This is a genomic window from Mesomycoplasma neurolyticum, from assembly GCF_900660485.1.
In the GTDB taxonomy this organism is placed as follows: Bacteria; Bacillota_I; Bacilli_A; order Mycoplasmatales; family Metamycoplasmataceae; genus Mesomycoplasma_A; species Mesomycoplasma_A neurolyticum.
In genome coordinates, this window is sequence record NZ_LR214951.1 from 955,503 (window position 1) to 979,558 (window position 24,056).

Here is a 24,056-nt window from a genome sequence, read left to right on the forward strand (position 1 = left end):
CTAATAATTTAATTATATTACTAATAAACAAATTTTTATTTTTATTTTTATAGTTTATAAAAAACATTAATTTGCCTTTTTTTATTGTTTTTTTCACTTTTTTTACTATTTTCTACAAAAAAAAAAAAAAGTTAAAATTTTTTTGTGATAACTAATTTTGCAAAATATTTTTCACAAAAAATGAAAGGAGCAAATGAAAATAATTATTTTTTCAAAAGTAAATGATTTGCAAAAATATGTAGCTAATTTGTTTATTGAGCAAATTAAACAAAATCCTAACTCAGTTTTAGGCTTTGCAACAGGAGTTTCTCCTGTTGCTGCATATCAATTACTAATTGAAGATCATAAAAAAAATAAAACATCTTGAAAAAACATTACAACTTTTAATTTAGATGAATTTGTTGGTTTGAATCCTGAGCATCCTGAAGCATTCATTAAACAAATGAAAAATAATCTTTTTGATCATATAGATGTTCAAAAAGAAAATATTTTTATACCAAATGGGAATGCAAAAAATTTAAATCAAGAAGCTTTAAATTACGAAGAGTTAATTGCTAATAAATTAATTGATTTTCAATATATTTCTTTAGGGGTAAATGGTCACATGGCATATAATGAACCAGGTACAAACCCTAATAAAGGAACACATGTTGCAAATTTAACAAAAGAAACAATTAATGATTTAGTAGTTAAAAACAAGTTTGATTCTTATGAAAAAAGCCCAAAAGAAGCTATTACTATGGGCATTCAAACTATTTTAAAATATACTAAGAAAATAATTATGGTGTCTTTTGGCGAAAATAAAGCTTTAGTTACTAAAAAAATGTTGGAAGAAAAACCAAATAATGATGTAACAGCTTCTTATTTACAATTTCATCCTAATTGTACTTTTATTTTGGATGAAAAAGCAAGTAAATTTTTAAGTCAAGAAACATTAAACAAAGCTGAAAGAAGATAAAATGACAAAAACTGTTGAAATAAAAACATTTTTCAACAAATTCTTAAATCAGTTACAAAGATTAGGAAAATCTATAATGTTTCCAATTGCAGTGTTGCCAATTGCAGCACTTTTATTAAGAATTGGTTCGTTAATAGAAGATCCATATTCAAATAATTCAGAAAATATTGCTTATGCACAAAAAATAATTGGACAAATAATTTCCGCTCCTGGAAAAATTGTTTTTGAAAATTTATCATTAATTTTTGCTATAGGTATAGCCTTTGGTTTTGCCAAAGATAATAGAGGGGAAGCTGCTTTAGTTGGGGCTATTGTTTGATTAGGCTATACTGCTCTTTTAAGAGAAAATGTTTTACCTAATCTTATTTGATCGAAAGTTTCAACTTTTGAAGTAGAAACAATTATAAAAGAAAATGAAGTAGAAAAAAAAATAATAGAATACAAAAGTCAATTACTTTACTTTTTAAAAAACGGTGAAGTAAAATATCAATTAGACACAGGTGTATTTGGTGGAATAATTAGTGGTGCAATAGTTGCTAAAATTTATAACAAGTTTAAAGATGTAAAGCTTCCAACAGCTTTATCATTTTTTGGAGGAAGAAGATTTATTCCAATGCTTGGAATTTTAGCTATTGTTCCATTAGCTTTTGTTTTTGCAATTATTTGACCATTAATTCAATTTATATTAATAAAATTAGGAACTTCACTTAGTTCACAAAATGGTTTTTTAAAAGGCTTTTTTGCAGGAATTTATGCATTATTTAACAGACTTTTGCAACCTTTTGGTCTACATCATATTATTAATACATTTGTGTGATTCCAATTACCCATTGAAGGAACAACATTAGCAGGAGTTAACGAAACAATTAATGGTGACATTGTTGCTTTTCAAAAGGGATTAATTAATTCAGGAACATTTACTTCAGGATTTTTTCCTTTATTTTTAGGAGGGTTGCCTGGAGCTGCTTTAGCTATGATTTTAACTACTAATAAAGCAAAAAGAAAACAAATGATGTATTTCTATGGTGGTGCAGCTCTTGTTTCATGATTAACAGGAATTGATGAACCATTAATTTTTGCCTTTATTTTTATAAGTCCATTATTATACTTAGCTAATGCATTTTTAACTGCAATATTTTATATGTTTGTAACATGAACAGGATCGGCTATTGGAATTGGTTTTTCAGCAGGTTTCATTGATTACCTTGTTTCATTCCCAAGATCATGACAAATTGCAACTAAAGTCGGAGTTTTAGCTAATCCACTTTGAATTTGAGTATTTTCTGCAATTATGTTTGCTATTTATTTTGTTGTCTTTTATTTTTCAATTAAAAAATTTGACATTAAAATACCTGGTAGAGAAAATGAAGAAATTACTTATTTAAAAGATGAATTTACTAAAAGTAAACTTTCAACACATGAGCATTACTATAAAATAGCAAAAGCAATTTTAAAAACAATAAAAAAAGAAAATATTGAAATTGTTGAAAATTGTGCTACAAGATTGAGATTAACACTAAAATCTAATTCAAAAGATAAAATAGATGATAAAATAATAATTCAATCTGGTGCAAGAGGTGTTGTGAGATTAGGAAACAAAGGTTATCAAATAATTATTGGAACTGATGTTGAAAAAGTAGCTGATATACTAAAGGATTTAATGAAAAACGATGCAAATTAAAAATTTTTCAAAATATTTACAAAATTTAGTTAAAAAAAATAAACCTATTTTAGCTTTTAATGTTATTAATTTAGAAACATTAAAAGCAGTAATTAAAGCAGGCGAAGAAACAAAAGTGCCTTTAATTATTCAATTGACACCTAGTGCAATTGAATACGCAAATTACGATTTATTTATTCCAGCTGTTAAAAAAGCTATTCAAAATTCTAAGGCAAAATTCGCTTTACATCTAGATCATTGTCAGGATTTAAAACTTATAAAAAAAGCAATTAAAGACGGTTTTAACTCCATTATGTATGATGGCTCAATTTTACCAATAGAAGAAAATATTGAATTTTCAAATAAAGTCAAAAAAATAGCTTTAAATACAGTTTTAGAACTAGAAATTGGTAAAATAGGTGGAAAAGAAGAAAATGTAGTTGAACAAAATGTTGAAATTTTAGACATAAAAGATATTGAATTTTTTTATCAAAAAACTAAAAGCGAACTCTTAGCAATAGCTTTTGGTACATCACATGGTATATATAAAAAAGAAGCGAATTTAAATTTTGAAATTCTAAAAAAATTCAAAAAAAAATTCCCGCATGCTGCATTAGTTATGCATGGAACCAGTGGATTAGAAATTCAAGATATTCAAAAATCTATTAAAGCTGGTATCACTAAAATTAATATTGCCACTGATTTGCTTATTAGTTATACAGAGGCGTTTCAAAATTTTGTAAATAAAAATCCCAAGATTTACGATTTAAGAAAAATTAATAATTATGCAATTGATAAAACTAAAGAAAAAGTTATTTTTTATATTAATAATTTAGTTTTAAATTAATTAAAAAAAATCACCTTTAAACTTTTTTAAAAGAATAAGGGTGATTTTTTTAATGCCTTTTTTATATTATTTTTTAAAAATCAAACTCAAAAAACTTATAAATTTTATAATATTTGTTTTTTTTAAAAAGCATTTTTTTTGTTTTTTTTCTATTTTCCATAAATTTAATATTTTTTTTATTCTTTTTATTTTTTTCTTTGCAAAAAAAAAAAAAAAATATGATTTTTTTGCAAAAAAACATTGTGTTTTTTATGTGAAATATCAAAAAATGAAAGGATAAAAAAATATGAAAAAAAAATTAAGTTTTTTATGATTATTAGCTGTGCCAGCATTGTCAACTGTGGCAATAGCAAGTTCATGTAATGAACAAAAAGAACAAAAAGAAACTAAAGGATTTACAAAAACAGCTGTAAATGCAACATCACCTCGTGTTGCTTTAACAGATCCTGAAAATCCAAGATGAGTTAAAGCGCAAACAGAATTTTTAAATAACTTTGACTCATTATCACAAGGAGCAGCAGCAACTTTAGCAAAGACACAACAAGAACAAAATACATGAATTGATACTGCTATTTCAGGTGGAACATCAGGTTTAATTATTGGTTCTATTAATGGTGAATCTTTAGCAAAACAATTGAGAGATGCAAAAAATAAAAAAATTCCTGTAATTGCATATGATAGATTAATTTCAGGTACAACAGATTATGATTGATATCTAACATATGATAATTGAAAAGTTGGTACACTACAAGGATTAACATTAGCAACAAGTTTATTAGGTAAAACAGGTGAAAGATTCAAAACAAAAGAAGAAGCTTTAGATTATTTAAAAGCAAATCCAATAAAAGAAGACAAAATAATTATTTTGATGGGTGGAGCATCTTCTGATAATAATTCACAATTATTCTATGGCGGTGCAATGGAAGTTTTAAAACCATTAATTGATGAAACAAAAGAAAAAGAACATAAAATCATGATTAAAGGTCGTGAAACAAAAGAACAAGTTCTTCAAAATGATTGAAGCTATGATGAAGGAAGAACTAGAGTTCAAACTACTTTAACTGCTTTAAGTGAAAGCGAGAAATCACAAGTTAGAGGTGTTTTAGCTCCTAATGATGGAATGGCACAAGCTGCTGTGACAGCATTAAAAACTACAAATATAGACACAACCAAAGTATTTATTACAGGTCAAGATTTTAATGACTTTATTGTACCTCTTATTAAAGAAGATAGTGTAAATATGACTATTTTCAAACCTGATAAAGAACTATCTTATGCTTCAATTGTTCTTTTAAATATTCTAATTGAAGAAAATAAAAATAATGCAAATTCTTCAGCAGAAGATATTTTCAAAAAAGTAGAAACTAAATTTAAAGAAAAATTCCCAGAAAAAGGAATGATTTTAGATAAACAACAATATGAAAAATCAACAGGTGTAAAAGTAAATACAATTCTTTTAGAACCTACAATTGTAACTAAAGATAACATTGACACATTTAAATAATAATTCAAAACAATATTAAAATAAAAGTTATTTATTTTAATCTTGTTTTTCATTTTTAAAATTTTAAAGGGGTTATTTTGCAGCAAGTTACAAATATTTTAGAATTAAAAAAAATAACTAAAAACTATGGCAAAACTTATGCCTTAAACGATGTAAGTTTTACTATTCCCAAAGGAGAAATAACAAGTTTAGTTGGTGAAAATGGTGCTGGTAAATCGACATTACTAAAAGTTTTATCAGGTGTTATTCCTTACAACTCATACAAAGGTGAATTATTTTTTAAAAACAAAAAAATGGAATTTAAAAACATAAAATCATCAGAAAAAGCAGGTATCGCTATTATTCATCAAGAATTATCAATTTCTCCTTATTTAAGTATTTGTGAAAATATTTTTGTTGGTGATTACATAAGCAAGTTTGGTGTTATTAACTGAAATGCAATGTATAAAAAATGTAAAAAATATTTAGATATGGTTGGACTAAAGGAAGATCCTTCAATTATAGCGGGAACATTAAGTGTAGCAAAAAAACAAATGGTAGAAATAGCAAAAGCTCTATCAAAAAATAGTGAAATTATTATTTTGGATGAGCCAACTTCTTCATTGAATGATGAAGATAGTTTTAAGTTATTAGATATCATGAAATCCTTAAAAAAACAAAATATTACCTCTATTTTTGTTTCGCATAAACTTAATGAAGTTCAATATGTTTCTGACAATATTGTTGTTATAAGAGATGGCCAATTTATTTCACAATACAACAAAAAAAACACAAAAATTACAGAAGAACAACTTATTAAAGATATTGTTGGTAGGTCTTTAGAGTCAAAATTTCCAGCTAAAGATCCTAATAGAAAAATTGGTGAACTTTGTTTTGAACTTAAGAATATTACAATTGCACACAAAACAATTCCTAATTATAATGTTGTTGAAAATTCATCTTTTAATGCTAGAAAAGGTGAAATTGTAGGACTTAGTGGTTTAGTAGGTTCAGGTAGAACAGAATTAATGCTCTCGATTTTTGGAAAATATTACAACAATATTTCTAGCGGTAAAGTACTTATCAAAGGTAAAGAAATGTATTTTTCAAATCCTAAAGACGCTATTAAAAATGGTGTTATGTATGCATCTGAAGATAGAAAAGAATTGGGATTAATTCAAATGTTTTCCATTGCTGATAATATTTCATCAGCTTCTTTACATCTTTATTCAAAGTTAGGAATTTTACATAAAAATAAAGAAATAGTTAATATTTTGTCAAAAAAAGACAAAATTCAAATAAAAACGCAAGATGTTTTAAATGAAGTATCTTCACTATCAGGTGGGAATCAACAAAAAGTTGTTATTGCTAAAGCATTGACAACAAACTTTGATATTTTAATTATAGATGAACCAACAAAAGGTATAGATGTTGGTTCAAAATATGAAATTTATAGCATTTTATTAGAATTAGCAAACCAAGGAAAAACAATTATTGTTATTTCTTCTGAAATAGAAGAATTGATGGGTATAACTGACCGTATTTTTGTTATGTCTCAAGGGAAAATTAAAGGTGAAATTTCAGCAAGTGAAGCAACACCAGAAAAAATTATGAAAATAAGTATAGGAGGAGCTAATAATAATGAATCATTTGTTAAATAATTTGAATGATTTGAAAAATAAATTAACAAATAATTATCAATTTTTTGTCCAAAAAACAAGATTACATTATGTAATAGAACATGTTAAAAAATTTTCAATGGCTTATATTTTGATAATTTTATTTTTGTCTTTTGGTATTAAAGACCCGCAATTATTTAGACCTGATCAAATAATAAACTTAATTCAAAATAATATATATATTTGAGTTTTATGTTTAGGGATGCTTTTAATAATAATTGCAGGTCATATAGACTTATCGGTGGGAACACTTTTAGGTTTTTTAGGTATTATTTCTGTTCAACTTTATAATTTGGTTGGTAATTCAGCTGGTTCCATTATATTGACAACATTAATTATAATTTTAGTTGGTTTAATCCTTGGTTTAATGCAAGGATTTTTAGTAGGTTATGGAAAAATTCCTGCTTTTATTGTAACATTGGGTGGACTTATGCTTTTTCGAGGTTTGCAACTTTGAATCACCAACGGACAAACATTTCTTATTGATGGGAAGTATGATTCTTATTATGTGCAATTTGTTATAGGTTCCATTCCTGATGTTAAAATAAACAATTTTTCTGTTTTTTCTTTTCTCTTTTTTGTAATCTCTGTAATTGTAGTTATTTTATTAAGACTTTGAGGAAGAAGAAATAAAACAAAGTTTAAACTAAAAACACAAAATATTATTTTATTTATTGCTTCTCAGATTATAACTGTTTTATTATTTTTAGGTGTGGGTGTAGTAATTGCTTTAAGTTCACGTGGAATGCAATGATTTGTATTTTATTCAATATTAATAATTGTTGTATTTGTATTTTTAACACAAAATACAACATTTGGTAGATCTGTCTATGCGATAGGTGGTAATAAAAAAGCAGCAGCATTAAGTGGGATTAATATCAAAAGAAATACTACAATAATTTTTGGTATAATGGGTGCATTAGCTGGCTTTGCTGCAATAATTTATACTGGATATACAACCTCAGCAGCTAGTAATGTTGGTGAAGAATTTGCGCTTAATATTATTTCCGCTGTATTTATTGGTGGTGCATCTGTATCTGGTGGTGTTGGAACAGTTGTTGGAACAATTTTAGGTGCAGCACTACTTCAAACAATCGATCAAGCTATGACAATAGCAAATTCAACAGTTGCAATTAAAAATGTCATCAAAGGATTAATATTAATTGCAGCAGTAGGTTGAGATGTTTTCTCAAATAGAAAAACTCGCTAACTTTTTTAACATAAAATTTTTTCATAAACTTTTAAATATTTACTAAAACAAAAAAGAGCAAATTTAATTGCTCTTTTTTGTTTGAAATTTTTTATTTTTTAACTTTGTCTATTAGATCATTTCATTCTTTTATACTTTTGTCAATACTGCTAAAAATAGTTTTGTTTCTATCTATTTTTCAGCTTAAATGAGCAAAAATAATATCAGCTAAAATAAAAGCAGAAATTTTTGATCCAATAGAACTAATTCTATAATTTTGATTTTGAGAATTAAATACTAAAACATTTTTTAAATATTCATTATTAGCAACTTCATGATTTTTAGTTCAAATAGAGTAAGCAACTTTATTTTCATTACTATATTTAATAATATTTTTAATTTCTAATGTTTCACAACTTTTAGAAATTAAAGTAATGTGCATTTTCTCTTTCAATAAATCACTAAATGAAAAAAAATCATGAATTTGCTCAATAAATATTGTGTTAAAACCAATTTTTCTTAAATTTTTAGCAAAATATTTTGCTACCATTGCTGATTCTCCAATACCGAAAAAAACATTTAATTTTCTGTAATCAAACAATGTATTAATATATTTTTTGATGTTATCATTATCCTTGATAATGTCAACAGTTTCTTGGACTGCAAATAAATAATGTGATTTAATATTACTAATTACATCATCCACTGTAAGAATTTCATCTACTTTATTAAAGCTAAACATTTTTAATTTCATTTGTCTTTGACTTACATAAACTTGTAAATCGTTTAGTGAATTAAAACCTAAGTTTCATGAAAATCTTGAAACTGTAGATTGTGATAAATTAGTTTCACGAGCTAATGATAGTGTATTTAGTTTTAAAAATTTATCTGTATTAGTTTCTATAAAATTTAAGATTTGTTGGTTAGAATTTGATAATTTTAAATTTTTAAGTATTTTACTTTCAATTATTGAATTATTTTTCATAATTAAAAATTAAATTTCTTTGTTGATATTTTTTACAATTTCATTATTTAAAATTTCAGCTTCTACCCCAAAAATTGCATGGAATAAATTATCGCTAATTTTTATAACCCCAAAAGCACCAGCACTTTTTAAAGCTTCTTGGTTTACTTTTGAACCATCTTTGACTTTGTATCTTAATCTTGTTGCACAATTTGCATAATCAACAATGTTATCTCATCCACCAAATGCTTTAACAATTTTTTGAGCTTTTGGTGACATAACATCTTTAGATTGAGAAATTATTTCTTTATTTTCATGTGTAGTTGTATCTTCTTTGATTTTACCTTCGCCACGTCCAGGGGTGTTAAGGTTAAGTTGTTTAATTAAAAATGTTCCTATGAAGAAGTAAGCAGCACCAGTTAATAGACCAATAGGAATAATTCAGAATGGATTTGCCATTACTTTTGTTATTCCTGTAAATCCTGTTTCTTTAATAATAGCTAATGACTTAGTAATACTAATTGCAAAATCCATAAATCCAGCACTAAATCCAAATCCTAATTGAATTCCAAATACACCTGTAATAAATGCGAAAATTCCTGTTAAAATAGCATGTATTAAATATAAAAATGGTGATGCATATAAGAAAGCAAATTCAATTGGTTCAGTAATCCCTGAAATAAATGAAACAAGTGCAGCTGAACCAAATAATGCTATTACTCTTCTTTTTTGTTCTTTATTTTCAGCAGTAAAAACAAATGCCCCAACTAAAGCTGGAAGTCCAAACATCATCATTGGGAAAAACCCTGCTTGGAATAGTCCTCCTGGATTATCTTTTGCTTTTCCGCTTAAGAAAATATGAATGTCTCCGTTTATTGTTTCACCATTTTCTGTTGTAAATTCTCCTAATTGGAATCAGAAAATGTTATTTGTAATGTGGTGTAGTCCAAATGGAATTAATAATCTATTTAAAAATCCATAAACTCCCATAATAGAAGCTCTTGTGAATCTTACACCAGCAGTCATTTCTGCTCCAGGTTGTGTTGCTCTTGATAAAGAAATTGAAAGTTGTCAAATTACATAAGCAACTCATGGGAAAATGATTGAATAAGCAAATGAAAAGATTACTGCAAATACAATTGCCATTGCAGGAATAAGTCTTCTACCTGAGAAGAAACCTAATACTTTTGGTAATTCAACATCGTTAAATTTATTATATATTCAAGCTACAAAAGCTCCAACAATAATAGCAGTTAATATGTTACCACCTAAAACAGCATTATATTTTCCACCAAATAATTCTTTAAATCCTTTAACTGGTAAAGGTATCTCAGTATAATCATTAATAAATCTTGGATCAATTTTTTCTAAAATTTCTTTAGTTTCTTTATCTTGATATCCTGTTTTACTAATTTCTTTTATAGCTCCGAAGTTTACATCTTGGTAAATTACACCAGATAATATCGGTACTAAAGCAGCCACTATAAACATAGCAACAAGCCCTGCAAAGGCGGCTTCACCACGTCTTTCTTTTGTAAAACCAAAAGCTAAACCAACAGCAAATAATAAATATAAATTATCAAATATTACACCACCTGCTTGTGTAATAATTTGTTGCATTAAATTTGAAAATGCTGTATCAGTAGGAATGTCAGCACCTATTCTTAACAAAATAGCAGCAACTGGTAAAACAGCAATTGGGAACATTAAAGTTGTTCCAATTTGTCCAATTTTTGCAAAAATCTTTTTAAATGTTGACATTATTTAACCCCCCTTTTATTTGTGGAAAGTTTTGAATTATTTAAAAATCATTTATTTACAACAACTGTACTTACAATTGCAGCAAAAAACACTAAAACAAAAATAAATGAAAAACTAGCAATTATATTTGCTCTAAGAGCATTAGCAGCATCAATAGATTCTTTTAACATAATAGAATCTTTTACTTCCTGATAAAAATCTTTAGCGATTTTTAATGCTTTCTCTTCTAAAAGAAAATTATATATAGTAAAATTTTCTTGGTCAATTGGAGAAATATCAGTTTTTTTGTAAAGTGTTAATAATAATATAACAGTGAGTAATAAAAAAGAAAATAAAATTCATAAAATTATGTAAATTCATTTTTCTTTTTTTGTTTCACTAAAGTTTATATTCCGTAAAAACAATTTTTATATTCCTTTCTTTTATTTTAAAAAAATCGCAACTAAGAATATAGTTGCTTAAATAAATTATGCATTTGAGTAAATTTAAAAAATACTTTTTGAATGTTTTATTCAGAAAGTATTTTTTAAATTTTTAGATTTATTTTTTTATGAATAATATTGAATAAATCATTCATAAATTTTTCAAAATTAGGATATTTTGCATATATTTTTTGTTCACTATGTAAGATAAGTGTTTTAAAATTATTTTTTCTTATAATAAAAAACAGTAAATTTTTGATATTTAACAGGATCTTTGTGTTGATAAAAATTACTAAAATCTACTTTTAAATATTTATTACCTTCATAATTTCCTTCAACAATTGAAACAATTAATTTATCACATAGAGGAATTAATTGTTGGTATACATACAATCCACCTGTGATATAAAGGTCTTCATTTGGATTATTTTTATATTTTTTTATTAATTCTTTATAGTCATAAACAACCTCTACATCTGGGTGGTCTATTTTAAAATCTTTTTCATGTGATAAAACAAACATTTTTCTATTATCTAAAATTTTAGGCAATGAAAAAAATGTATTTTTTCCCATTAATAATGTTTTGTTTAAAGTTGTATTACGAAAATGTTGAAATTCCTCCTTAATATATCATGGCATTTGGTTGTCTTTACCAATCAAACCATCTTTTGTCATTGCTCAAATTGCTATAATCATATTTAAACAGCTACTTCTCCTTTTATTATTGAATCATGTTTATAATTTTTTAGTTCAATATCTTCGAATTTAATATTGAAAATGTTTTTATTTGTATTAATTGAAACAATTGGTAATTTTTTTGGTACTCTTGTTAACTGAAGATTTACTTGTTCAATATGATTTACATAAATATGAGCATCACCAATTGTATGGACAAAATCACCAAGTTCTAAATTACATTCATTTGCAATTAAAATAGTTAATAATGCATATGATGCAATGTTAAAAGGAACACCTAAAAAAGCATCTGCACTTCTTTGATAAAGTTGACATGATAATTTATTGTTTGATACGTAAAACTGAAATAATGTATGACAAGGTGGGAGCATCATGTCTTTGATTTCAGTGGGATTTCATGAAGAAACAATTAATCTTCTAGAATTAGGATTTTTTTTAATTTCTTCAACTGTTTCTTTTAGTTGATCAATTCCTAAAAAATTTCTTCATTGCTTACCATACACAGGACCTAAATCACCAAATTCATTAGCAAAATTATCATCGTTTTTAATTTTGCTAATGAATTCATTTAAACTTTCGCCTTGAAATTTCGAACTTTTTTTGTAATTTTCATATGGTCATTCGTTTCAAATATTCACATTATTATCTACTAAATATTTAATATTTGTACTACCTTTCATAAATCAAAGTAATTCATGTACTATTGCATTAAAATTAGTTTTTTTTGTCGTCACCAAAGGAAAGCCTTTATTTAAATTAAAACGCATTTGGTAACCAAAAGCACTAATTGTATCAATCGATGTTCTATTTTTTTTATGTTGTCCATTTTTTATAATTCATTTTAAAAAATCATGATATTGTTTCATTATTTTTTCCACCTTATTTTTACAAAAATTTTAATAAAAAAAATAATTTTTATAACTAAAAAAAATAATATTTTTTATTTGTAAAAAAAATGCAAAAAAAAGTTATAATTTTTTACATTTTTACTAGAAATTAAACTTGTATAGTAATTTATTAATTATTTTTATAAAAAAAATATTAAATTCTACATTTACTATTAAAAAAATAACAAAAATAATATTATAATTGTAAAGTTAAAACACAAATTATGTAGTTTTAGTGCTTTTTCAATGCATTTAAAAAAAGAAAGTCTTAAATAAAAAAAATATGAAAAAAGAAAAATTTATTGAATATAATGCTGATAGTATAAAAATACTTCGTGGTTTAGAAGGTGTTAAAAAAAGACCTGGAATGTATATAGGTTCAACAGATGAAAGAGGACTTCACCATTTATTGTGAGAAATAGTAGATAATGCTGTTGATGAATCATTAGCAGGTTTTGCTAATAAAATTAATGTAACTCTTAAAAAAGATGGTTCAGTAATAGTTGAAGATAATGGTCGTGGTATTCCTATTGATATTAATAAAGAAACTAATTTATCAGGTGTTGAATTAGTTTTTACAGAATTACATGCAGGAGCAAAATTTAATGAAGGAGCATATAAAACATCAGGTGGTTTACATGGTGTGGGATCTTCTGTAGTTAATGCACTTTCAAAATTTATTAGTGTAACTGTTTGACAGAATCAAAAAGAATATTTAACTATTTTTGAAAATGGTGGAGTTATAAAACAAAAAACCACTTTAGTTGGTAAGACTAATAAAAGGGGTACATATGTTAGGTTTTTACCTGATTATGAAATTTTTAGAAATAGCAAATTTTCTTTTGAAGTTATTAGTGAAAGATTACGTGAAACATCTTTTTTATTAAAAAATGTAACTATTAGTTTACAAGATGAAAATAGTGGACAACATGAAATTTTTAGTTATGAAAATGGAATAAAAGCTTTTATTGAGTTTGTTAATGACTCGAAAGATCCAATTCATAGTGAAATCGCAACATTCCATGATGCGAAAACTTTAATTGATGTAGAGTTTGGTTTTCAATATACAAATAGTTATAATGAAAATATTATTTCTTTTGTAAATAATGTTAAAACTAATGATGGTGGAACACATGAAACTGCAGCTAAAACTGCATTTACAAAAGTTTTTAATGAATATGTTCAAGAAAAAAATATTTTAAAAAATAAAAATGTTTTTGAAGGCAGTGACATTAGAGAAGGACTCACTTTAATTATTTCACTTAAAATTCCTGAATCTATTTTAGAGTTTGTTGGTCAAACAAAAACTAAATTAGGTACAGCAGAAGCAAAAGCAATAGTTGAAGAAGTTGTTTATCGTGAACTTAAGTTTTGAATTAATGAAAACAAAGAACAAACTATTAAAATTATTGATAAAATTAAACATTCTTATGAAACAAGACTAGCAGCTAGACAAGCAAAATTTGAAAGCAAAAAAACCAAAAGTGTTTTGAATGATAAAAAGAATTTATCTGGTAAACTTACACCAGCACAAAGCAAAAATTTCAAAGAAAGAGAATTATTTTTAGTTGAAGGTGACTCTGCTGGAGGTAGTGCAAAACTTGGAAGAGATAAAAAAATTCAAGCTATTTTACCATTAAAAGGTAAAGTAATTAATGCTGAAAAATCTAAATTTATTGAAATTATCAAAAATGATGAAATCACAACAATTATTAATGCAATAGGTGCAGGGGCTGGTAATGATTTCAATATCAAAAATTGCCAATATGGCAAAATTATAATTATGACCGATGCTGATACAGATGGGGCACATATTCAAATTTTATTACTAACATTTTTATATCGTTACATGAAACCCCTTATTGAGAATGAAATGATTTACATTGCACAACCGCCTTTATATAAAATTACTGTAAAGAAAAACAATCAAATTTTTTATGCTTGAAATGAAGAAGAATTAAAAGAAATTTCAGAAAAGCATAAAAATTTTGAAATTCAAAGATATAAAGGTTTGGGTGAGATGAACTCTGAACAATTGTGAGATACAACAATGAATCCAGCAACTAGAACATTAATCAAAGTAAATATTGATGATGCGATTTTAACAGAAAGAAAAGTTTCAATTTTGATGGGTGATAAAATTGACATGCGTAAGCAATGAATTAATAAACATGTTAACTTTGAAATAAGTGATAATTTTAAAGTTAAAATAACTAAGGAGAATGATGAGCGCGAAATATAAAGATTTTTTGAACAAATCATTAGATGATGTTATCTCATCAAGATTTGCTAGATATTCAAAATACATCATTCAACAAAGAGCTCTTCCAGATGCTAGAGATGGCTTAAAACCTGTACAAAGAAGAATTTTATATTCAATGTGAGAATTAAATTTAAAAAATGATAAACCATTTAAAAAATCTGCTAGAGTTGTAGGAGATGTAATTGGTAAATATCACCCACATGGTGACTCATCAATTTATGAGGCTATGATTAGAATGGGACAAGAATGAAAAATGAATATCCCATTAATTGAAATTCATGGAAATAAAGGTTCTATTGATGATGATCCTGCAGCTGCAATGCGTTATACAGAAGCAAGATTAGCTAATATTTCAACTCTTTTATTAGAGTCTCTAAGCAAAAACACAGTAGAATTTGTCCCGAATTTTGATGATACAGAAGTTGAACCAGTGATTTTACCATCTCTTATCCCAAATTTATTATTAAATGGAGCAAAAGGGATTGCATCAGGATTTGCAACAGAAATTCCACCACATAATTTAGGTGAAATTTTAGATGCGGCTATTGCAAAAATTAATAACTCAGCTATTGAAATTCGCAAACTTTTCAAAATTATTAAAGGTCCTGATTTTCCAACTGGTGGAGTTATTTATGGTAAAACTGGAATTTATGATGCATTTGAAAAAGGCCAAGGAAAAATAGTTTTAGTTTCTAAATATAAAATTATTGACAATTTAGATAGAAAAGCAATTGAAATTTTTGAAATACCTTTTGGTGTTGTAAAGTCAAAACTTGTTAAAGATATTGATGAAATTTGTATTGATAAAAAAATTAATGGAATAAAAGAAGTTATTGACCAATCAGATAGAAATGGTATATCAATCTTAATTGAATTAACAAAAGATGCTAAAATTACTTCTGTTTTAAATTATTTGCTTAAAAAAACAGAAATGCAAATTTATTATTCTTATAATTCTGTAGCAATTGAAAAAAATGCTCCTAAATTAATGTCATTAAATGATATGTTGACTTCTTATATAAGCCACATAAAAGAATTTAAGACTAGAGAATTAACTTATAATTTTCAAGTTAATCAAAAACGTCTAGAAATTGTAAATGCTTTAATAAAAGTAAGTGAAATAACAGATGAGGTTATTAAAATAATTAGAAATTCTGATAATTCTAAAAAAGGTGTTATTGAAGCTTTGATAAAAGAATTTAACTTTAATGAAAATCAAGCAACAGCCATTGCTGAAATGCAACTTTATCGTTTATCTAGAATTGATCAAATTGCTTATGCAAAAGAACAAAATGATCTTGAAATAAAAATAAAAGAAATTGATTTATTGTTAAATAATGAAAATGAATTTAATAAATTTTTAGTTAAAAATCTTTTAAAAATAAAGGAAAAATATGCAACACCAAGAAAAACAGAAATTTTAGATGAAGAATTGAAAATTGAATTAAAAACAGAAGAATTAATTAAAAAAGAGGATTTTTATCTTGCCATTTCAAAAGAAGGATATATTAAAAAGTTGACAATTAAAACTTTTGAAACAAATAAAATTGAAAACTATGTTTTGAAAGAAAAAGATTCATTAATTTTTCTTTCAAAAGTTAATTCTCTAAATAAATTATTAATTTTTACTAATACTGGGAAATATATCTTTTTACCTTTGCATAAAATAGAGGAAAATAAATGAAAAGATTTTGGCTCTCATATTAATGATTATGTCCTTTTAAAATCAAATGAAAAAATAATAAAAGTTTTTGCAGTAGAAAATTTTGAAAATAAAAACTTTTTAGTTTTAATAACTGCAAAAGGGATTGGAAAAAAAGTTGCTCTAAAAGATTTTGAAGTTTCTAGATTTAACAAAACAATTCAAGCTATTAAATTTAAAAATAGTTTAGATTATTTAGTGGATGTTAAAATGAGCGACAATTTTAAAGATGTTGTAATTATTAGTTCAGAGATGAAAGTTGTAAAATATAGTGAATTAGAGATTCCGACATATAATACTAATTCATCAGGTGTAAGTTTAATTAATCTTCCAAAAAATGAAAAAGTTCAAGCATTTTGTTTAACAGAAGAAAATGAAAATATATTTTTTTATACATTAGATGGTTATTTCAAAAAAGTTTCTTCTAAATTAATACCTTATACAAGTAAAAAAGTGCAAGGCAAACAAATATTTAATTTGAAACAAAAACAAAATACAGAACTTATTAATATGATTTCTAGTTCTGAAAAAGATTTAGAATTTTATGTTTTTTATGAACAAAATAAAATAGCAGCACTAAACACAAGCAATCTAACTACAACCTCTTTAAATAATAATTTTAGTTATAAAATGCCAAATACTAATATACATTATGTTTCAAGTTTTGCTGATAATTTAATTACATCTCTAATAAATAAAAATAATTTAAATGATGATAAATTATTTGAATTCACAGAAAAAGAAAAAAAAGAAAAAGAACAAAAAAGAATTTTAAGTGCTGAAGAAAAATTAAAAAAATTAGAAGATTTAGATATTGAATCAATTTTAAAAAAATTTAATTAAGTTATAAAATTTAGTTTTAAAAGTTAAATTTATAAAAAAATATTTTTTTGTTTTTTTTAATAAAATAACATTTTTTTATTTTTTAATGCATTTTTTTATAAAAATATTGTATAATTCATAAAGATATTTACATCTAAATTTAGAAAGGAATTACAATGAAATTTAATATTTCTAATTTAAAGAACATCAAGATTAATTTTTGTATTTCATTTAAATATATTTGAAATAATTTTTTTTATTGTAATTTTTCTAATTAAGTTCTAAAAATATTTAATATACAAGTCAAAAAATAATATTTTTGAAAAAAAAGAACTTTATTTTAGAAATAAGGTTCTTTTTTTTCAAAAATGCAAATCACAATATTTTAGTAATCTTAGGAGTTAAAATGAAAAAAAGAAACAAAAAATCTTTATTACTTTGAAGCATGTTAGTCGCTTCAACTTTACCATTTATTTCTATTTCATGTAGTTCATTAATAAGGCCTGAATTAGAAAGAAATGAATTATCAGTTTATTATGATAGTACAGGTACTGAAATTAAAAAGTTTTCAAAAGATTATTCTGCTGGTTTATATAAAATTTCAAATCATGATATGCATCTTTTAGCGCCTTCTTCACTTGTGGTTTTAGCCCTTGAGAATGAAACACAGTATGAAGTAAAAGAAACAAAAGCAAAAGATTCAATTTATAAGGAGCCAGAATACAAAGTAAAACAAGCAACACATTCATTTTATAGATTTGGTTTCAGTGAAAAAATTATTGTTACAACTAATGATGATAAAGTTGTAGTTTTTGACAATGACAAACATGAAATTATTCCTGAAAATAATGACAATTCCCCATTTTTAACTTTAAGTTCTAGTGATCCAAAGTCTATTAATAGTGTTTATTTTTTAAATATTCTTAAAAAAGCTAAAAAAATGCAATTTGTAATTAAGAAAAATGTACCATGAGTTCATTATAATGGTGAAAAATCTAATTTTAATATTGTTCCAATGGACTTTCTCTATGGGTGAAAAAGAACACTTTTGAGCTCTACAAAATATAGAAGACAACATGGTGGCTCAAAAGAATTAGATGAAAAAATTATAGTTGATGAAAAATTAGATGGAAATGGAACTTTTGGTGATAATAGTGTTTTATCTAATATGTATTTGCTAGATGTTTTCGGAATTAATAAAACAAATTTAGAAAATGAAAACACATTTTTAACTAAATATGATAATTCTGAAGATAAAGCTGTGACATTTTATGGAGAAGATAAACCTATTTTTGATAACTTTTTTAAGCAAGTTGTTGTAGATTCAACATTTTTTGCACCTATACCTAGTCAATTTATAGATATCAAAAATAAAGAAAAGGAAAGTGAATTAGATGAAAAAGCACTAAAACCTAAAGGTGAAGCACATAAATATGGAATTTATTGATATGGTAAAGATTATAAAGATGATTTACTTTATGCTTCAAGATATTTACCATTTTATTTGTCAATTAATAGGGATGAATATATAAGAAATAAATATTTCCCAGAAACAACATGACAAGACAAAGATAGAGAAGAACAATCCATTCAAAAAATAATTCATAAATATAACAAATATCCTGATGGTGTTCAATATTCTAATTCTATATTAAATAATTATGTTGAAGGTTCAAAAAGCATATTTAATCAATCAGAATATAACAATTTATCTTCATCAAATAAAAATATTCTTAATAAAAACAAAAAAGAAATTCGCTACAATAGTTCAGATGACAAAGATGAATTAAAAAGAATGTTTAATTTTTCCCTTATTCCTGGACCTATGAATTATTTACCTGAAAATAATAATTATGAAGGTGGGAAAGCGCCTAAAAAATGATATTTTAATGATGTTTTTGCTAAATTAGTTTATGGGACAGATTTAGATAAAATTGCTAATGGAGAAATGAATGTTGCAGAAAACGGATTAAATAAATATAGCTTAGCTTTTAGAACGATTTTGGATTCTTCATTTAATACATATAGTTTTGTAAAAAACAACAATACATCACTTGAACCATGAATTTCATTTGCCCCACCTGATAATATAATTGGTGGTAAAGATCAAGAACTAGCAAGTAAAAAAACATTTAGAGATTATTATGATGAATTAAATACACAATTTGCAATTAATCATAAAAATGAAGTTATTTATCAAAAAACTTTAAAAGATGAAAAAGAACATTACTCTAAGTTTTTGCATGATATTAAAACCCAATATAAAACACCGAAGTTTGAAGTTTTACAAAAAGCAATGAAAGAATTACTAGATGATTTTTACAAAACAAATAATATTGATTTAAATTCAAAAGTTGAATTTACTATTAATAATAGATATTTCAATGAACAGCCTTCTAGAATTCAAGCATTAGATGCTATTGCAAAAGTTTATCAGGAACTTGATCCAAGAATTCAAGTTAATACAATCACTTCTTTTGGTGCAAAGAAAAAAGATTATCTAAATATTTTGTTATCGCAATATGGAATTATCGAATTTTCTGGATGACATAGCGATTATGATGGTGCTGGTACATTTTTAGATGGTATGGTAAATAAGGGCGCACTTTTAGCTATAGCTTCACAGTTTGCATCTTTCAGTGAAGATCATAATTTGGTTAAAGTATTTCCTGAATTTTATAAATATTCTAAAAAACTTAAAAAATATTTTGATGATGAATTTAAAAAAGATGAAAATAATGCATATAAATTTATTGAATTTAGTAAATGAAAAAATGCAAGAAATTTAAGCGATTTTCAAATTGACAAAGTTAAATATTTAGTTGAAGGTGAAGAAGAAGAGGGTGAAGTTATTGATAATAGCATGGTTTTAATTCCTTTATTAAATGAAAAAAATGAAAATATTAACAATTTTTCAAAAAATGATTTAAACCAAAAGATTTATTTATCTAAATACTATGAAATTGAAGAAGAAAATGGAAAACCAAAATTAATTTACCATGATAATGTATTTGTAGGTGATAATGATATAAAAGAATTTTTCACTATGCCTACTTTTGAATGAAATGGAAAAACATATTTAGATGAAACACTAGTTAGAAAATTTACTATTGATGACAAAGAAGTGATAAAAGTTTATAGTCATGCAAGAAAAAAATGAGTTAATCCAGCAAGAACAATCGAATTCAGTGCTTTAGTTTCTATTTTTAACTTAAATTTCCAAAACGAAACCACAAATGATGAAATTATTAAGCTTTTCAAAGAAATTGTTGCTCTCACTGGTTTAGTACCTTTTGGTTTAGCTGTTGCATCTGATACACCTTCTGTTTTTTATGCTAAAGAAAATTTAATTATCCCTAAATCTCCATATAATTTATCACCAATTGGTAGTTATAGAATTAGAAAGGACAAAAAATAATGCTCAAATATTTTTTAAAGCGATTATTGCTAGCATTTTTAACATTTTTAATTATTGTTTTTATTGTTTATTTGATCCAGGCAGGCTTTGGTAAAAATCCTTTTTTACCTGAAGATTTTAAACCTAATTCAAAAAATGCAGCAAAAGATATTGCAGCTAGTCAAAAACTTGCTGCAGCACATGGTTTTAATTCAAATGTCTTTATTAGATTTTTTGTTTGATTTAAAAATCTCTTTTTTAAAGGAGATGCTGGAATTATTTATGGGCAAGAAAATGAATTTAGTCATAATATTCCTGCTTTGTTTTTTAAACCACTTAAGTGAACTATTATAGTTTCATTACCAAGCTTTATTCTTAGCCTTGTAATAGGAATAATTTTAGGAACTATCGCAGCATACAATAGAAAAAAAGCGATTGATTCTGCTATTGCTACTTTTGTAAGTATTTTTATAGCACTTCCTTCCTTTGTTATTGCACCTGCTCTAATTTTAATTTTTTCAAAAATGGGTTTACCTTCTGAATTTAAAGATCCACGAGATGTTTCTGGTTATGCCACATTTTTATCTTTAATTACACCAATTATTGTTTATACATTAGGATCATTAGCTGGTTATACTTTATTTATTAGAAATCAAGTAGTAAGTGTTTTAACTTCTAATCAAGTTTTAATTGCAAAAGCAAAAGGATTAACTAACTTCCAAATTTTTAGAAAACATGTTTTAAGAAATGCTTCTATTATTTTAGTAGGTGGTTTGATTCTTTCATATATTGGACTTTTAAGTGGTTCAATATTACTAGAGAGATTTTTTAGAATACCAGGTTCTTCAAATTTAATAATTCAATATACAACATCTGGTGAAATTAATGTTATTATGTTTTCACTTGCATTCTATACAGCACTTACATTATTTACTATGATAATTGCAGATATATCTTTTGTTTGAATGGACCCAAGAATTAAATTTGGAATGTCTAATAATTCAACTAGTTGATCTACAAGATTAAAAAATCATTTAATTAGAACAAGAACTTGAAAAATATCAGAAACAAAATTAGTGGCACCTAATTTACAAAAAGATATAGAAATAACAACAATTGAAGATGAGGTAGAAAATGAAAAATAAAAACAATAGTTATCCTAATGTTGATAAAGATTTATTAAGATTTTCTAACATTAATAAAGATCTTTTATTAAATTCACTTACTGTTGGAAAACCAAGAAAAATTGTTGTTGATATTTTTAAGAGATTTATCCAAAATAAATATGCAATGTTTGCAACTTTTGTTTTATTTGGTTTAATTTTAACAGCTATTATTTCATGAATTGTTTCACCTTTTAAAACAAATGAACCTATTTCTAAAGTTACAAGTAGTTTTATTACAAATTTAAGACCTAGTTTTGAAGGTAGGGTTGATTTTACTATTGATACAGAAAAATTAAACATCATTAGTGCAAAGTACCCTGAATTACTCCAAGGTGTTGAACCAAAATATGTAGCACCAAATGAATGAACTATTTATGTCAATCCTTATGAAATTATCAAAGTTTTATCTGATAAACAAAAAACATTACCAGCATTTTTTGGTACTGATTCATATGGAAGAGATATTTGACTTAGAACTTGAGTTGGTACATTAAATGCTTTAGGTATCGCGCTTGCAATAGCAATAATCGAAACATTGATTGGTGTTGTCATAGGAGCTTATTTAGGTTTCAATGTAGGTAAAAAAATTGATACTTATGGTTATCGTTTGTTAGAAATTTTCTCCTCTATCCCATGAGTTATTCTTTTCATAATTTTAGTAAGTATTATGGGAGCGACTCCATTAGCATTAATTTTAATTATTTCACTTACAGGTTGAACATCAGCAGCTGATACCACAAGAAGTTTTACTATTTCAGTAAAAGATGAAGAGTATGTTAAAGCTTCAAAAGCTATTGGTGCCTCAAATATAAGACTTATTTTTAGCCACATTTTACCAGCGATTCCAGGAAAATTAGCTAATTCATTTGTACTTAAAATTACACATGGGATTTTAGTTGTCTCTTCTGTGGCATTCTTAGGTTTTATTCAAGAAGGTGTTGATTCAGCACCTAATTTAGGTCTAATTATTACTTCATCTTCTACTTTGATTAATTTCAACCCATGAGCTCTTGCATTCCCAGCAATAATTCTTTTAACTATAGCTTTATCACTTAGATTTATTGCTCTTGGTTTCCATGATGCCTTAGATGTAACAATCTCAAATAAAAAAGGAAAAGCATAAAATGTCAAATTTAATTTTAGAAGTTAAAAATTTAAAAGTATCTATAAAAGAAAATAAAAAACTTATAGAGATAATTAGGGGTATTGATTTTGAAATTGAACAAGGGCAAATTATTGGTCTTGTTGGTGAATCTGGAAGTGGTAAAACTATTAGTTCGAAAGCTTTATTAGGGCTTAATAGCTTTAGCAAGACAACTTGTGAAAAAATGAATATTCTTGGCATTAATGCTAAAGATTTTAAAAAAGATAAAGAATGAAGACAAATTAGAGGTAAAAAAATTGGATATATTCCTCAAGATCCATTAACTGCTTTAAATCCAACTAGAACTATTGGGAAGCAGTTGCTCGATGTTTTAATTAAAGACAAAAGGTTTGCAACTAAAAAAGAGAAAAAAAATTATTTAATAAATATGTTACAAAGTTTTGGAATTCAAAATGCTGAAAATATTTTCAATCAATATCCACACACTTTAAGTGGTGGAATGAAGCAAAGAGTTGTTATTGCAATGACTGTTGCACAAAATCCAAATATTATTGTGGCTGATGAACCTACAACTGCACTGGATCCAACAGTACAAGCTTCTGTTTTAGCTTTATTTAATGAAATTAGAAAACAAACTAATATTTCAATTATTTTTATAAGTCATAATATTTCGGTTATTGCTAAATTTTGTGATTATATATATGTTTTATATGCAGGAAAAGTTATTGAAAAAGGAACTAAAAAAGATATTTTTACTGACCCTAAACATCCTTATACATGGGCATTAATAGCAGCTATTCCTGAAAATAAAGAAGAAAAATTATTAAATATCAAAGGAACACCACCTGATTTAAGTAATTTACCTGTTGGAGATCCTTTTGCTCCTAGAAATGATTTTGTTTTAGAAATTGATTTAGTAAAAGAACCACCATTATTTCATGTAAAAGATAATCATTGAGCTGCAACATGATTATTACATCCTGATGCACCAAAAGTTGAAATTCCAAACGAGGTTCAAAAAAGATTAGATATTTTTAAAGAGGTATTTTTAAAAA

General features: G+C 25.4%; 17 protein-coding genes. 12 read left to right on the forward strand and 5 right to left on the reverse strand.

All coding sequences use genetic code 4. The features are described from left to right. Positions 1 to 193 precede the first annotated feature (193 nt). The 6 genes from EXC65_RS03985 (at position 194) to EXC65_RS04010 (ending at position 7,837) form a co-directional block, all read left to right on the forward strand. Entirely contained in the window at positions 194 to 958 is a 765-nt protein-coding gene (locus EXC65_RS03985) for a glucosamine-6-phosphate deaminase (protein ID WP_129720194.1), read from the forward strand. 1 nt (position 959) lies between these two features. Continuing rightward, positions 960 to 2,639: a PTS transporter subunit EIIC gene (locus tag EXC65_RS03990; protein WP_129720195.1), complete on the forward strand. Its 1,680-nt coding sequence runs from the start codon at positions 960 to 962 to the stop codon at positions 2,637 to 2,639. Next, positions 2,629 to 3,465 (forward strand): class II fructose-bisphosphate aldolase, encoded by an 837-nt coding sequence (locus EXC65_RS03995; protein ID WP_129720196.1) that lies wholly within the window; start codon positions 2,629 to 2,631, stop codon positions 3,463 to 3,465. The genes EXC65_RS03990 and EXC65_RS03995 overlap by 11 nt, the downstream gene beginning before the upstream one ends. A 286-nt stretch (positions 3,466 to 3,751) precedes the next feature. Continuing rightward, positions 3,752 to 4,969 (forward strand): substrate-binding domain-containing protein, encoded by a 1,218-nt coding sequence (locus tag EXC65_RS04000; protein ID WP_129720197.1) that lies wholly within the window; start codon positions 3,752 to 3,754, stop codon positions 4,967 to 4,969. 77 nt (positions 4,970 to 5,046) lie between these two features. Next, the gene (locus tag EXC65_RS04005) at positions 5,047 to 6,609 is read left to right on the forward strand and encodes a sugar ABC transporter ATP-binding protein (protein ID WP_318025968.1); all 1,563 of its coding nucleotides are present in this window, start codon (positions 5,047 to 5,049) and stop codon (positions 6,607 to 6,609) included. Continuing rightward, positions 6,590 to 7,837, forward strand: a complete 1,248-nt coding sequence (locus EXC65_RS04010) for an ABC transporter permease subunit (protein WP_129720199.1) — start codon at positions 6,590 to 6,592, stop codon at positions 7,835 to 7,837. The genes EXC65_RS04005 and EXC65_RS04010 overlap by 20 nt, the downstream gene beginning before the upstream one ends. A gap of 91 nt (positions 7,838 to 7,928) precedes the next feature. On the opposite strand, the gene EXC65_RS04015 is transcribed toward EXC65_RS04010, so the two are convergent. From EXC65_RS04015 to thyA, 5 genes are all read right to left on the reverse strand, one after another. After that, the gene (locus tag EXC65_RS04015) at positions 7,929 to 8,801 is read right to left on the reverse strand and encodes a MurR/RpiR family transcriptional regulator (protein WP_129720200.1); all 873 of its coding nucleotides are present in this window, start codon (positions 8,799 to 8,801) and stop codon (positions 7,929 to 7,931) included. A 9-nt stretch (positions 8,802 to 8,810) separates the two neighbouring features. After that, on the reverse strand, positions 8,811 to 10,541 hold the full coding sequence (locus tag EXC65_RS04020; RefSeq protein WP_129720201.1) for a PTS transporter subunit EIIC: 1,731 nt from the start codon (positions 10,539 to 10,541) through the stop codon (positions 8,811 to 8,813). Further along, a complete protein-coding gene (locus EXC65_RS04025; protein WP_129720202.1) occupies positions 10,541 to 10,945 on the reverse strand; it encodes a hypothetical protein in 405 nt (134 codons plus the stop codon). Before EXC65_RS04025 ends, EXC65_RS04020 begins: the two co-directional genes overlap by 1 nt. 240 nt (positions 10,946 to 11,185) lie before the next feature. Then, positions 11,186 to 11,659 (reverse strand): dihydrofolate reductase, encoded by a 474-nt coding sequence (locus EXC65_RS04030; protein ID WP_129720203.1) that lies wholly within the window; start codon positions 11,657 to 11,659, stop codon positions 11,186 to 11,188. A 2-nt stretch (positions 11,660 to 11,661) separates the two neighbouring features. After that, complete coding sequence (gene thyA / locus EXC65_RS04035) at positions 11,662 to 12,525, reverse strand: thymidylate synthase (protein WP_129720204.1); 864 nt, start codon at positions 12,523 to 12,525, stop codon at positions 11,662 to 11,664. Between the two features lie 304 nt (positions 12,526 to 12,829). Between thyA and parE the strand changes: the two genes are divergently transcribed. From parE to EXC65_RS04065, 6 genes are all read left to right on the forward strand, one after another. Further along, positions 12,830 to 14,788, forward strand: a complete 1,959-nt coding sequence (parE, locus tag EXC65_RS04040; protein ID WP_129720205.1) for a DNA topoisomerase IV subunit B — start codon at positions 12,830 to 12,832, stop codon at positions 14,786 to 14,788. Further along, positions 14,772 to 17,354: a DNA topoisomerase IV subunit A gene (parC, locus tag EXC65_RS04045; protein ID WP_197724536.1), complete on the forward strand. Its 2,583-nt coding sequence runs from the start codon at positions 14,772 to 14,774 to the stop codon at positions 17,352 to 17,354. Before parE ends, parC begins: the two co-directional genes overlap by 17 nt. A gap of 385 nt (positions 17,355 to 17,739) precedes the next feature. Continuing rightward, positions 17,740 to 20,751 carry an OppA family ABC transporter substrate-binding lipoprotein gene (locus tag EXC65_RS04050; protein WP_129720207.1) on the forward strand — a complete coding sequence of 1,004 codons (3,012 nt, stop codon included), beginning with the start codon at positions 17,740 to 17,742 and terminating at the stop codon, positions 20,749 to 20,751. Further along, entirely contained in the window at positions 20,751 to 21,875 is a 1,125-nt protein-coding gene (locus EXC65_RS04055; RefSeq protein ID WP_232018839.1) for an ABC transporter permease, read from the forward strand. Before EXC65_RS04050 ends, EXC65_RS04055 begins: the two co-directional genes overlap by 1 nt. Continuing rightward, on the forward strand, positions 21,865 to 23,019 hold the full coding sequence (locus EXC65_RS04060; RefSeq protein ID WP_129720209.1) for an ABC transporter permease: 1,155 nt from the start codon (positions 21,865 to 21,867) through the stop codon (positions 23,017 to 23,019). The genes EXC65_RS04055 and EXC65_RS04060 overlap by 11 nt, the downstream gene beginning before the upstream one ends. Position 23,020: 1 nt before the next feature. After that, positions 23,021 to 24,056: ABC transporter ATP-binding protein (locus EXC65_RS04065; protein WP_129720210.1), on the forward strand; the 1,036-nt coding region annotated here is incomplete at its 3' end.